The 12,857-nt window shown below is 66.4% G+C and carries 11 protein-coding genes; 9 read left to right on the plus strand and 2 right to left on the minus strand.

The genetic code is table 11. The features are described from left to right. The first annotated feature begins 5 nt into the window (after positions 1-5). From ABRP34_RS00915 to ABRP34_RS00925, 3 genes are read left to right on the plus strand one after another with little or no spacing between them, the layout of a single operon-like run. Positions 6-719, plus strand: a complete 714-nt coding sequence (locus ABRP34_RS00915) for a DUF3710 domain-containing protein (RefSeq protein WP_353711903.1) — start codon at positions 6-8, stop codon at positions 717-719. Continuing rightward, a complete protein-coding gene (locus tag ABRP34_RS00920) occupies positions 712-1,041 on the plus strand; it encodes an OB-fold nucleic acid binding domain-containing protein (RefSeq protein ID WP_003801613.1) in 330 nt (109 codons plus the stop codon). Before ABRP34_RS00915 ends, ABRP34_RS00920 begins: the two co-directional genes overlap by 8 nt. Beyond that, positions 1,038-1,793, plus strand: a complete 756-nt coding sequence (locus ABRP34_RS00925; RefSeq protein ID WP_353711904.1) for a DUF3159 domain-containing protein — start codon at positions 1,038-1,040, stop codon at positions 1,791-1,793. The genes ABRP34_RS00920 and ABRP34_RS00925 overlap by 4 nt, the downstream gene beginning before the upstream one ends. Here the strand turns inward: ABRP34_RS00925 and ABRP34_RS00930 are convergent. Together ABRP34_RS00930 and ABRP34_RS00935 are read right to left on the minus strand one after the other, a co-directional pair. After that, positions 1,763-2,545 (minus strand): TrkA family potassium uptake protein, encoded by a 783-nt coding sequence (locus ABRP34_RS00930; RefSeq protein ID WP_353711905.1) that lies wholly within the window; start codon positions 2,543-2,545, stop codon positions 1,763-1,765. The genes ABRP34_RS00925 and ABRP34_RS00930 overlap by 31 nt on opposite strands. Then, the gene (locus tag ABRP34_RS00935; RefSeq protein WP_003801606.1) at positions 2,546-3,217 is read right to left on the minus strand and encodes a TrkA family potassium uptake protein; all 672 of its coding nucleotides are present in this window, start codon (positions 3,215-3,217) and stop codon (positions 2,546-2,548) included. A 94-nt stretch (positions 3,218-3,311) separates the two neighbouring features. Between ABRP34_RS00935 and ABRP34_RS00940 the strand changes: the two genes are divergently transcribed. The 6 genes from ABRP34_RS00940 to ABRP34_RS00965 all read left to right on the plus strand — a co-directional run bounded on the left by ABRP34_RS00940 (position 3,312) and on the right by ABRP34_RS00965 (position 12,833). Continuing rightward, complete coding sequence (locus tag ABRP34_RS00940; protein ID WP_245531507.1) at positions 3,312-5,288, plus strand: APC family permease; 1,977 nt, start codon at positions 3,312-3,314, stop codon at positions 5,286-5,288. Continuing rightward, a complete protein-coding gene (locus ABRP34_RS00945; RefSeq protein ID WP_353711906.1) occupies positions 5,285-6,646 on the plus strand; it encodes a TRAM domain-containing protein in 1,362 nt (453 codons plus the stop codon). The genes ABRP34_RS00940 and ABRP34_RS00945 overlap by 4 nt, the downstream gene beginning before the upstream one ends. 149 nt (positions 6,647-6,795) lie before the next feature. Then, entirely contained in the window at positions 6,796-9,621 is a 2,826-nt protein-coding gene (locus ABRP34_RS00950) for an aconitate hydratase (protein WP_003801602.1), read from the plus strand. Positions 9,622-9,760: 139 nt separating this feature from the next. Continuing rightward, on the plus strand, positions 9,761-11,734 hold the full coding sequence (gene dxs / locus ABRP34_RS00955; RefSeq protein ID WP_353711907.1) for a 1-deoxy-D-xylulose-5-phosphate synthase: 1,974 nt from the start codon (positions 9,761-9,763) through the stop codon (positions 11,732-11,734). Then, on the plus strand, positions 11,731-12,276 hold the full coding sequence (locus ABRP34_RS00960; RefSeq protein WP_003801598.1) for a DUF402 domain-containing protein: 546 nt from the start codon (positions 11,731-11,733) through the stop codon (positions 12,274-12,276). The genes dxs and ABRP34_RS00960 overlap by 4 nt, the downstream gene beginning before the upstream one ends. Further along, positions 12,273-12,833: a hypothetical protein gene (locus tag ABRP34_RS00965; protein WP_353711908.1), complete on the plus strand. Its 561-nt coding sequence runs from the start codon at positions 12,273-12,275 to the stop codon at positions 12,831-12,833. Before ABRP34_RS00960 ends, ABRP34_RS00965 begins: the two co-directional genes overlap by 4 nt. Positions 12,834-12,857 lie beyond the last annotated feature (24 nt).

Below are 12,857 nucleotides of genomic sequence, written 5' to 3' on the forward strand. Positions count from 1 at the left end.
AACGCATGGTTTTTGGGCTGGGCAAGAAAGCCAAGAAGCAGGAATCGGCGGAACCGGAGGACGTCCAGGAGGACGCCGCCCCGGAACCGGCCGAGAAGGCTGCCGATGACCGCAGGGCCAACGGTCCCTTCGACGTCTCCGAGATCAGCAGCCGCGACGGCTACGTGGACCTCGGCGCCCTGCTCATTGCCCCCCGCGACGGACTCCAGCTCCGGCTCGAAGTCGAGGAAGCAACCCAGCGCGTCGTCGCCGTGACCATGGACCTCGAGGGGTCAAGCCTGCAGCTGCAGGCGTTTGCCGCGCCCCGTTCCGAAGGGCTCTGGGATGAGATCCGGGAGCAAATCGGGCAGTCTGTCGGCGGCCAGGGCGGCCAGGTTGAGGAGATCCCGGGGGAGTACGGCGTCGAACTTGTGGCCAAGCTCCCGGCGGGCGCCCCGGACGGCAGCCAGGGTTACCGCGTGGCCCGCTTCGTCGGCGTCGACGGCCCCCGCTGGTTCCTGCGCGGCGTTTTCGGCGGCGCGGCCGCGCTGGACCGTGAAGCTGCCGCCAGCCTCGAGGATCTGTTCCGGAAGATCGTGGTCATCCGGGGCGAGAACCCCATGCCGCCGAGGGACCTGTTGCAGCTGCGCCTGCCCAAGGACACCGCGGCATCCGTGCCCCCCGCTGCGCCGGACCTCCAGCAGCCCGAGCGCGGGCCGGAGATCACCCAGATTGGTTGACGCAGGCGGCCCGCAGGACCCGGCGGTACCCATCCGCGGGCTGCCGGAGCGCGGGCGCGTCCTCTGCCATGGATTCATTGAGTCGGTCACCTACGCGCCCCCGTCGGAAGTGGCAGCCTTCACGGCTATCGTCTCGGACCACGACACCCCTGTCGCAGAGCGGCGCGGCCGGCTGCGTGTTATCTGGCTGGGCCGCCGCCGCATTCCGGGGATCGACGCCGGGACGGAACTCAGGCTCGATGGCATGCTTACCGTTAAGGAAGGCATGCCCACCATGTTCAACCCCCGCTACGAGATACTGTCTCGCCAGGAGAACCAATGACTTTGCCTGAGAACCCCGATTCGGGACCGGGCCGCGAGGAACCCAAGCCCACGCCCGAGAACCCGGCTTTCGCAGGGCTGGCCGAGGACTACGCGGCCAAGGCAGGGCTGCACCGCACGCACGACGGACGCATCGACGTCCTGAAAAGCGCCGGCGGCTACCAGGGAATCGCAGAGAGCATCCTGCCCGGCCTGGTCTTCCTGGTCGCTTTCACCGCCACCACCGCGCTGACGCCGTCGCTCATCGCCGCGCTGGGCACCGCCGCCGTCTTCACCGTGGTCCGGCTCGTGCAGCGCCGCCCGCTGACCCAGGCGCTGGCCGGCGTGGTCGGTGTGGGCATCTCAGCCTGGCTCGCCAACACCACGGGCAAGGCCGAGGACTTCTACCTTCCGGGATTCCTGACCAACACGGCCTACATTGTGGCGATGGTCATCTCCATCGCCGTCCGCTGGCCCATCGCCGGTCTGCTGTTCGGGTTCATCCGCAACGAAGGCCTGGACTGGCGCAAGGACCCGGTCCGCGTCCGCGCCTACCGGCTGGGAACGTGGATCATCGTGGGTGTGCTGGTGCTGCGCCTGCTGGTGCAGGTTCCCCTGTACCTGATGGGTCCGGACGGGTTGGCGGCGCTGGCCACCACCAGGCTCATCATGGGTGCACCGCTGTACATCCTCGGCGTGTGGATCGCCTGGCTCATTACGCGGCCGGCGGCAACGCCTGGCTCTCAGCCGTCGAAGCCGTCGTCATCCAGCTGATCCGCGGTTGCCGGGCTGGCTTCCTCTGACGAAATGGCCGACGCCGGGACCTCGCCCCGTGCGTGCCCGTCGCCTGGCGCCTGCCCCTCGCTTGAGCCGGGCGACAGCAGTTCGCGCAGCTGGTCCTCGGCCGCGATGGTGGTGACAAAAAACAGTTCGTCACCGCCGTCGATGACGTCGTCCCGGCTGGGTGTGATCGGTGCCTGGTCCCGCAGGATGGCCACGAGAGTGGAGTCCTCGGGCCAGTCGATGTCGCCCACTGTCAGTCCGATGGCGTGCGAGTCATGCGGCACCGTGAACTCGACGAGGGAAGACACGCCTGTCTGGAGGGTCAGGAGCCGGACCAGATCGCCGATCTCCACGGCTTCCTCCACCAGCGCCGTCATGAGCTGCGGCGTGTTCACGGCAACGTCCACGCCCCACGAGTCGTTGAACATCCAGTCGTTCTTCGGGTTGTTCACCCGGCCCACCGTGCGCCCGATGCCGAATTCGGTCTTAGCCAGCAGCGAGACGACGAGATTCACCTTGTCATCGCCTGTCGCCGATACCACCACGTCCGCGTCCTCGAGCTTCGCGTCCTGCAGGGTGCTCAGCTCACAGGCGTCGCCCACCAGCCAGTGCGCCCCGCGCAGGCCGCTGCGCCCGATCACTTCGGGCTTGAGGTCAATGAGCAGGATCTCGTGCTTGTGGGCCAGCAGCTCACGGGCAATCGAGGAGCCGACGCTTCCGGCCCCGACGATGACGACTTTCACTTAGGACTCCTTGGCGGGTGCTTTGGCGAGGATGTGGGCGACTTCGGATGAGCGGTCCACCCGCAGCATGGCGTGCACCGTGTCGCCGTCCTGGTAGGAGGTGCCCGCGGCGGGCAGCATCCCCTCGCCGAACCTGGTCAGGTAGGCAACCCGCACGTCGGCCACCTTTTCGATGGAGGAGACCGGGTGGCCCACCCATTCCGGGTGGAGGTCGAGTTCGGCCAGCACGAGGCGGCCGGACGGGTCGCGGAAGTCCCCGGCCAGGTGCTGTTCGGGAAGGATGCGGCGCAGGACCTGGTCGGCGCTCCAGCGCACCGCGGCCACCGTGGGGATGCCCAGGCGCTGGTAAATCTCGGCGCGGCCGGGATCGTAGATGCGGGCCACCACGTGCGGCACGTGGAATGTCTCGCGCGCCACCCTGGTGGCCAGGATGTTGGAGTTGTCGCCGCTGGACACGGCCGCAAAGGCATAGGCATCGGCGACGCCGGCCTGCTTCAGGGTGTCGCGGTCAAAGCCGACTCCGGTGACTTTCCGGCCGGTGAAGCCCGAGCGGAGGCGGCGGAAGGCGCGGTCGTCCTGGTCGATGATGGCTACGGAGTGGCCCGCATCCTCGAGCGTGTGCGCCAAGGTGGCCCCGACGCGTCCACAACCCATGATCACGAAGTGCGCCACGCGTTCTCTCCTCAACTCTCGCCGACTGCTCCGTAAGACTCTACCGCCGGAAACCTGCCATGACATCGCGTGCGAATCAGACTAACTTTGTGTGGTGCTGACAATTCTGAATGCCGTGAAGCGCGTGCTGGTGGGAAGGCCCTTCCGGAACGACAGGATGGCCCACACCCTCCTGCCGAAGAGGATCGCGCTGCCAATCTTCGCGTCGGATGCATTGTCCTCCGTGGCCTATGCCCCCGATGAGATTCTCCTCACGCTGGCGCTGGCCGGGGTGAGCGCGGTGACCATCTCCCCGCTCGTGGGCCTCGCCGTCATGGTGGTCCTGCTCACGGTGGTGGCGTCCTACCGGCAAAACGTCCACGCCTACCCGTCCGGTGGCGGGGACTACGAGATCGCCAATGAAAACCTGGGCAAGTTCGCGGGGCTGACGGTGGCGTCCGCCCTGCTGGTGGACTATGTCCTGACCGTCGCTGTGTCCATGTCCTCCGCAGCCACGTACCTCACCACTGCCATCCCTTCGCTCCATGGGCAGCAGGCCATGATCGCCACCATCGGCGTGGTGGTCCTGGCGCTCGTCAACCTGCGCGGCATCAAGGAAGCCGGCAGCGTTTTCGCGGTGCCGACGTACATTTTCATGGCCTCCATCCTGGGTATGACCCTCGTCGGAATTTTCCAGGCGGTGACCGGCCAGCTGGGCCAGGCGCCGTCGGCCGCGTTCACGATTGTCCCCGCACCCGGCTTCGACGAAGGCCTCGTGGGGCTCGCCGGCGCGTTCCTGCTGCTGCGCGCCTTTTCCTCCGGTGCCGCAGCCCTGACCGGTGTGGAAGCGATCAGCAACGGGGTGCCGAACTTCCAGAAGCCCAAGAGCAAGAACGCGGCCACCACGCTGCTGCTGCTCGGGATCATCGCCTCGGCCATGCTGGCAGGGATCATCTACCTGGCCAACGCCACCAAGGTGCATATCGTGCTGGATCCGGCCACCGAGTTCCTGCTTAACGGGCGGCCGCTGCCCGAGGGATACATCCAGAACCCGGCCATCAGCCAGATCGCGCAGACCATTTTTGGGGCCGGGTCCATTCCGTTCTACATCGTGGTCGCGGCCACGGGCGTCATCCTGGTGTTTGCCTCCAACACGGCCTTCAACGGCTTTCCGGTGCTGGGCTCCATCCTTGCCCAGGACGGTTACCTTCCGCGGCAGCTGCGGACCCGCGGCGACAGGCTCGCCTTCAGCAACGGTGTGCTTGCCCTGGCCGCCGGGGCGCTGGTGCTGATCCTTTCGTTTAACGCTGACGTGACCAAGCTCATCCAGCTGTACATCGTCGGTGTTTTCATCTCCTTCACGGCGAGCCAGCTGGGCATGGTCCGGCACTGGGGCCGCGAGCTGAAGCTGGCCAAGGACAAGGCGGTGCGCCGCCGGATGATCAAGTCGCGCACCATCAACATGATCGGCTTCGGCATGACCGCGCTGGTGCTGGTGATCGTGCTCATCACCAAGTTTGAGCAGGGCGCCTGGATTGCCCTGCTCGCCATGTTCGTGCTGTTCCTCATCATGTGGAGCATCCGCGCCCACTACGACAACGTGGCCAAGGAACTGGCGGTTGACGAGGATTCCTCGCCGCGCGCCCTGCCCACCCGCGTGCACGCCGTGCTGCTGGTGTCCCATGTCCGCAAGCCGGTGCTCCGGGCGCTGGCCTACGCCCGTGCCTCCCGGCCGTCGCGGTTGGACGCCATTACGGTGGACATCAACGCCGAGGAAACAGCGCACACCCTCGCCGACTGGGAGAAACTGGAGATCCCGGTGCCGCTGACCATTCTGGCCAGCCCCTACCGTGAGACGGTCACGCCGATCATGGACTACATCAAGAACATGCGCCGGGACTCGCCCCGGGACCTGATCGTGGTGTACATCCCCGAGTACGTGGTGGGTAAATGGTGGGAGCAGCTGGTGCACAACCAGACAGCCCTCCGCATCAAGACCCGGCTCCACTTTGAGCCGGGCGTCATGGTTGCCAGCGTTCCCTGGCAGCTCAAATCATCCGAAGAAGCCAAGAGACTGCAGGACATTCAATGAGCCCGGACACCCAAACCACCTCCACCGGACTCGAACTGGTTGTCGACGTCGGCCCCGTGGCCCACGGCGGACACTGCGTTGCCCGCCACGAGGGCCGCGTGGTCTTCGTCCGCCATGGCATCCCGGGGGAGCGGGTGCGGGTCCGGCTCACCGACGCTGAAGAGAAGGCAAAGTTCTGGCGCGCGGACGTCGTGGAAGTCCTGGATGCTTCGCCGGACCGGGTGCCGCACTTCTGGCGGACCGCCGATTCGGCCAGCTCCTGGGCACACGGGCGCCCGCCGGTGGGCGGCGCCGAACTTGGCCACGTGTCGCTGCGGCGCCAACGGAGTCTTAAGTCGGAGGTGCTGGCCGAACAGCTTAAGCGGCTGGCCGCCGTCGAACTCTCCCCGGACGTGGAAGCGGTAGGACCAGCAAACGCTGGAGAAACGGACGACGGCGGGGCCGGCCTTGGGTGGCGCACGCGCGCCAGCTTTGGCGTCACCCAGAGCGGCCGGCTCGGCATGCATGCCCACCGCTCCGACCAGGTGATTCCCGTCCAGGAAATGCCGCTGGCCGTCGACGGGATCAACGCCCTGCGGCTGTGGGACGTGGACCTGCAGGGCATCGAGCGGGTGGAGGTGGCCGCGCCCGCCAACGGCTCGCGGCCGCTCGTGCTGCTGGCCCCGGCCCCCGGGACGCGCGCCAAACGGCTGAACTCCATCCTGTCCCAGCTTCCCGCGGACGTGTCCGTGGCCAGTTACGATCCACTCAAGAATGAGACCCTGCAGCTCCGCGGCCGGACCTGGGTACAGGAATCCGCGGCCGGCCACGACTACCGGGTCACGGGTGCGGGGTTCTGGCAGATCCACCGCGATGCGCCGGAAACCCTGGTGGGTGCAGTCACCGGATTCCTGCACGACGGCGGGTTCCTGGAACCCGGCGCTGCGGTGGCCGACCTGTACGCCGGTGCGGGCCTGTTCACCGCACCGCTGGCTGACGCGGTGGGGGAGACCGGGTCCGTCCTGTCGGTGGAGGGAGCCCCCGGCACCAGCCGGGACGCCCGGAAAAACCTGCACGGCTCACCGCAGGTGGAAATCGTGCAGGGCAAGGTGGAGCGGGTGCTGCGGCAGCGGCCGCGCCAGTTTGACGCCCTCATTCTCGACCCGCCGCGCGCCGGTGCGGGCAAGGCCGTGGTCAGCCAGCTGATTGACTCGAAACCCCGGGCAATCGCCTACGTGTCCTGCGACCCGTCGTCGTTCGCACGCGACATTGGTTACTTCCAGCAGGGCGGCTGGCAGCTGGCCGGGCTGCGGGCCTTCGACCTGTATCCGCACACGCACCACCTTGAGACTGTCGCACTGCTGACTCCCCGCGGCTGATGCCACTACTATGGGCCGTGTAGCCCCTGTCGCGCCCGTGTTCCCGGCTGACCATGCAGTTTGATGCGACCGGCACTAATTAGGGTGTCCTAACTAGCAAGCGGTCAACCGCGCGACAAAGATGAAACTGTTGCGAGAGGAGTCCTGCGATGAGCACTGTGGACAGCTTCGGTTCAAAAGGCAAACTTGATGTTGCCGGAACCGAATACGAAATTTTCCGGTTGAACTCCGTTGAAGGTTCAGAAACCCTTCCGTTCAGCCTTAAGGTACTGCTTGAAAACCTGCTAAGGACCGAGGACGGCGCGAACATCACCGCCGATCACGTTCGCGCCCTGGCAGGATGGGACCCGAATGCCCAGCCCGACACCGAAATCCAGTTCACGCCCGCCCGCGTGATCATGCAGGACTTCACTGGTGTTCCCTGCGTGGTGGACCTTGCCACCATGCGCGAGGCAGTCAAGGAGCTCGGCGGCGATCCGAAGAGGGTGAACCCGCTTGCTCCGGCCGAGATGGTTATTGACCACTCCGTCCAGATCGACGTTTTCGGTAACTCCGGCGCACTGGAGCGCAACATGGAGATCGAATACCAGCGCAATGGTGAGCGCTACCAGTTCCTGCGCTGGGGCCAGACAGCGTTCGACGACTTCAAGGTCGTCCCGCCGGGAACCGGCATCGTGCACCAGGTCAACATTGAATACCTGGCCCGCACCATCATGACCCGCGAAGTGGACGGCGCCCTGCGCGCGTACCCCGACACCTGCGTCGGCACCGACTCGCACACCACCATGGTCAATGGCCTGGGTGTGCTCGGCTGGGGCGTCGGCGGCATTGAAGCCGAGGCGGCCATGCTTGGCCAGCCGGTTTCCATGCTCATCCCGCGCGTGGTCGGCTTCAAGCTCAGCGGCAGCATCCCTGCCGGTGCCACCGCCACCGACGTGGTGCTCACCATCACCGAGATGCTGCGCAAGCACGGTGTTGTGGGCAAGTTCGTGGAGTTCTACGGCGAAGGCGTTGCCGCGGTGCCGCTGGCCAACCGCGCCACCATCGGCAACATGAGCCCGGAGTTCGGCTCCACGGCCGCCATGTTCCCGATCGACGACGTCACCCTCGACTACCTGCGCCTCACCGGCCGGCCCGACGAGAACGTTGCCCTGGTGGAGGCCTACGCCAAGGAGCAGGGCCTCTGGCACGATCCGTCCCGCGAACTGCGCTTCTCCGAGTACCTTGAGCTGGACCTTTCCACCGTGGTTCCGTCGATCGCCGGCCCGAAGCGTCCGCAGGACCGTATCGAGTTGACCGAGGCCAAGGACGAGTTCCGCCACGACCTCAAGAATTACGTCACCCACGACGCCGACGCCGGCTCGCTGGATGAGTCGCTGGAGGAATCCTTCCCGGCTTCCGACCCGCCCTCCTTCACCACCGGCGCCACGCACGTGACCGACAGCGACCGCGTTCCGCCCAAGTACTCCGCCGCGCATGGCGCCGAGGGCCGCCATTCCAGCCCCGTCGCCGTGAAGATGGAAGACGGCCGCGAGTTCGATCTGGACCACGGAGCGGTGACCATCGCGTCAATCACCTCGTGCACCAACACGTCCAACCCCTCGGTCATGCTCGCCGCCGCAGTGCTGGCCCGCAACGCCGTGAACAAGGGCCTCACCGCCAAGCCGTGGGTCAAGACCTCCGTCGCCCCCGGCTCCAAGGTGGTCACCGACTACTACGAGAAGTCCGGCCTCACTCCGTACCTCGAGAAGCTCGGCTTCTACACCGTGGGCTACGGCTGCGCCACCTGCATCGGCAACTCCGGTCCGCTGGAAGCCGAGATCTCCGAAGCCATCCAGGCCAATGACCTCGCCGTCAGCGCCGTGCTCTCGGGCAACCGCAACTTCGAAGGCCGCATCAACCCGGACGTCAAGATGAACTACCTGGCCTCCCCGCCGCTGGTCATCGCCTACGCCCTGGCCGGTTCCATGGACTTCGACTTCGAAACCGACCCGCTGGGCAAGGACGAAGCAGGCAACGACGTCTTCCTGAAGGACATCTGGCCCAACCCGGTCGAGGTCCAGGAAGTCATCGACTCCTCGATCGACAAGGAGATGTTCGCCAAGGGCTACGAGGGCGTCTTCGAGGGCGACGACCGCTGGAAGGCGCTCGACACCCCCGCCGGCGACACCTTCGCCTGGGATCAGAAGTCCACGTACGTCCGGAAGCCCCCGTATTTCGAGGGCATGAAGGCCCAGCCGGAGCCCGTGCAGGACATCGCCGGTGCCCGCGTGCTGCTCAAGCTCGGCGACTCCGTCACGACCGACCACATCTCCCCGGCCGGTTCGTTCAAGTCGGACACCCCCGCCGGCCAGTACCTGCTGGCCAACGGCGTGGAGCGCAAGGACTTCAACTCCTACGGCTCGCGCCGTGGCAACCACGAGGTCATGATCCGCGGCACGTTCGCGAACATCCGCATCAAGAACCAGCTCCTGGACGGCGTGGAGGGCGGCTTCACCCGCGACTTCACCCAGGCTGACGGCCCGCAGGCCTACGTCTACGACGCCGCACAGAACTACCAGGCAGCCGGCACCCCGCTCGTTGTCCTGGCCGGCAAGGAGTACGGCTCCGGTTCGTCCCGTGACTGGGCAGCCAAGGGCACGGCACTGCTGGGCGTCAAGGCCGTCATCGCTGAGAGCTACGAGCGCATCCACCGCTCCAACCTCATCGGCATGGGCGTTCTTCCGTTGCAGTTCCCGGCCGGCGAATCCGCTGCCACGCTGGGCCTGACGGGCACGGAAACCTTCGCTGTGGAGGGCGTCACCGCCCTGAACGAAGGCACCACGCCCAAGACCCTCAAGGTCACCGCCACCGCCGAGGACGGTTCCACCAAGTCCTTCGACGCAGTGCTCCGCATCGACACCCCGGGTGAAGCGGACTACTACCGCAACGGCGGCATCCTGCAGTACGTCCTGCGCCAGATCTCCGCTAACTAGCGGGATTTTGCCGGGCCAGCCCCGGCGGGCAGTGCGATGAGGCCCCGGCCGGTCACTTGACCGGCCGGGGTTTCTGCATTGCTGCCACCGCGGAGGCGCTACAGTTAATAGGCATGTCTACCAGCCGAAGGAGGGGCCGTTGGGAATTTTGGAGACCATCCGGAATCCGCAGGACCTGAGCAAGTTGTCTGCGGCGCAGCTGGACCAGCTGGCCGCCGAGATCAGGGAATTCCTGATCGGCAACGTCTCCCAGACGGGAGGGCACCTGGGTCCCAACCTCGGCGTCGTCGAACTGACCATGGCGGTGCACCGGATCTTCGATTCGCCCCGCGACAGCATCGTCTTCGACACCGGCCACCAGTCGTACGTGCACAAGCTCCTCACCGGACGGCATGATTTCAGCACCCTCCGACAGCAGGGCGGCCTGTCCGGCTACCCGGACCGCGCTGAATCGGAGCACGACATCGTCGAAAGCTCCCACGCTTCCTCCTCGCTGTCCTGGGCCGACGGCATTTCCCGCGCCCGCCAGCTGACCGGTGACGGCGACCGGTACGTCGTGGCCGTCGTCGGTGACGGCGCCCTCACCGGCGGCATGGCGTGGGAAGCCATCAACAACATCGCGGCGGACAAGAAGCGCCGCGTCGTCATTGTCGTGAACGACAACGGCCGCTCCTACGCACCTACCGTCGGTGGCTTCGCTGACTACCTGGCGTCGCTGCGCCCCACCATCGACTCCCTCCGCGCCGCCCCGGCCTACGAGGGTGCCCTGGACTGGTGGAAGAAAAAACTTCAGAACGGCGGCCCGGCCGGCCAGTTCACCTACAAGAGCCTGCACGCCATGAAGAAGGGCATTAAGGACTGGTGGGCCCCGCAGGGCATGTTCGAGGACCTCGGCATGAAGTACATCGGCCCGGTGGACGGCCACAACCTCCAGGCCATGGAACACGCACTCTCCACCGCCAGGCACTTCGCCGGCCCGGTCATCGTGCACGCCATGACGGAGAAGGGCCACGGGTACGCGCCTGCCCGCGCGCACGAGGCGGACCAGTTCCACGCCGTCGGGATCATTGACCCTGAAACTGGCGAGCCCGCGGAAGCCGGCGGCGCCAAGTCCTGGACGTCCGTGTTTGCTGATGAAATCGCCGCCATCGCCGATGAGCGCAAGGACATTGTCGGCATCACCGGCGCCATGCTCATCCCCGTCGGGCTGCACAAGTTCGCCGCACGGTACCCGGAGCGCGTGTTCGACGTCGGCATCGCCGAACAACACGCCCTCACCTCCGCGGCGGGCATGGCTTTCGGTGGGCTGCACCCTGTGGTCGCCGTCTACGCCACGTTCCTCAACCGCGCCTTCGACCAGCTGCTGATGGACGTCGCCCTGCACAAGGCCGGCGTGACAGTTGTCCTGGACCGCGCCGGCGTCACCGGTCCGGACGGCGCCAGCCACCATGGGATGTGGGACATGGCCATGGTCCAGATCGTTCCCGGACTGCACCTGGCAGCACCACGCGACGCCACAAGGCTGCGCGAGGAGCTCCGCGAAGCCGTCGCCATTGAGGACGCACCCACTGTCATCCGCTATTCCAAGGGAACCGTCGGCGCCGAGGTTGAGGCCATCGAGCGGCTGTCCGACGGCGTGGACGTGCTGTCCCGCCGCCCGGCCGGATCCACCGAGAACGATGTCCTGATCGTCAGCGTGGGCGCCATGTCCGAGCTGGCCCTGAACGTCTCCAACCGGCTGGGCGCCCAGGGCATCAGCAGCACCGTCGTGGACCCGCGCTGGGTCCTCCCGGTCCGGAAGTCGATCATCGCCCTGGCTGCCAGGCACCGCCTCGTCATCTGCATCGAGGACGGCGTCCGGGCCGGGGGAGTCGGGTCCAGGATCCGTCAGGAGATGCGCGCCGCCGGCGTGGATACCGCTTTGAACGAGGTTGGCCTCCCGGTCGAATTCCTGGACCACGGCAGCCGGAGCCAGGTGCTGGAGCGCGTGGGCCTGACCGCCCAGCAGATCACCCACGACGTCGTCGCCCAGGTTCTCGGGACCAAGGTTCCGTTCGCCCGCCCGCTGCCCGGCCAGGAACACCCCACCACAGGAAGCCTGCCCAAACTGTGAGGGAGCCCGATTCCCTGCAGCCAGGCGAACTGGTGGTGTCCCGGAACCGCAAATGGGACGGCTCGGCACACTGGGTAGTTCCCGGCAGGTACCTCGGAGAGGACCAGCACGGCTGGTGGATTTTCCAGCCGGCCAATGAGTTCTGCTCCCGCCCCGGCGCCGCCTTCTACACGGCATCCGATGCCGTGCTCCTGGTCCCGCGGACCGGGGAGTTCGTGGTCACCTTCTACGACGACACCTACCCTGGCGATTTCCGCGTCTACGTCGACCTGGCCACCGGCCACGAGTGGCGCAGGATCAAACCGGACGTGACGGAATTCCATGTCATCGACATGGACCTCGACGTGATCCGCTCGGTGCAGCGCGGCGTGTTCGTCGACGATGAGGACGAGTTCGCCGCACACCGGCTCCGCATGGAGTACCCTGAGACGCTGGTGCGCGCCATGCAGGCTGAGTGCGACGCCCTGTTCCTTGCCGTCAAGGGCCAGGATGCCCCTTTCGACGGCACCGACACCATTTGGTTTACGAGAGGACGGGCATGAGCGGAATAATCCGGGTCTACAAGCGCGACGACGAAGGGACCCTGCTGTTCCGGGAAGCCTGGTACGACGAGGACTACAGCCAGTTCGTCATGAACCACGGCGCCGTGGGCCACCAGAGCAAGACCCAGGAAACGGATGTCCCGGACGCCGAGGCCGCCGAACGCCTGATGGACGCCTTCGAGATGGCGTGCACCGAGGACGGCTACGCCGAGATTCCGGATGAGGAGCAGTACTGGGTGGTGGCCCAGTACGCACTGAAGACCCGGGAAGGCACCAGCCGCGACCGCTATCTGGAGGAAAAGGCGAAGGATGCACTTTCCGGCCACCTGGCCTGGCGCGGCCTGGGCATCGTGGACCGCTCGGAATTCGGCGACGCCAAGCTCAACATCTTCTGCCTCTGCCCGGACGTGAACAAGGCCGTGAACGCGATCAAGGTCTGCATCCGCGGCGAGGACCTGGACTTCACCAAGCTGAGCATTGGAGCCGCCCCGTTTGGCGACCTCTCGGCCCTCAAGCTCAAGCATTCACCCAAGCAGGTGACCAGCTTCACCCTCTAAGGCAGTTCCAGCAGTCACAGCACC

This window comes from Arthrobacter sp. K5 (assembly GCF_040448525.1).
Taxonomy (GTDB): Bacteria; Actinomycetota; Actinomycetes; order Actinomycetales; family Micrococcaceae; genus Arthrobacter; species Arthrobacter globiformis.

Excerpts from the sequence above, each read along its gene's own strand:
- ABRP34_RS00950 (WP_003801602.1), top strand. The coding sequence starts at position 6,796 with ATGAGCACTGTGGACAGCTTCGGTTCAAAAGGCAAACTTGATGTTGCC.
- ABRP34_RS00915 (WP_353711903.1), top strand. The coding sequence starts at position 6 with ATGGTTTTTGGGCTGGGCAAGAAAGCCAAGAAGCAGGAATCGGCGGAA.
- ABRP34_RS00925 (WP_353711904.1), top strand. The coding sequence starts at position 1,038 with ATGACTTTGCCTGAGAACCCCGATTCGGGACCGGGCCGCGAGGAACCC.
- ABRP34_RS00945 (WP_353711906.1), top strand. The coding sequence starts at position 5,285 with ATGAGCCCGGACACCCAAACCACCTCCACCGGACTCGAACTGGTTGTC.
- ABRP34_RS00965 (WP_353711908.1), top strand. The coding sequence starts at position 12,273 with ATGAGCGGAATAATCCGGGTCTACAAGCGCGACGACGAAGGGACCCTG.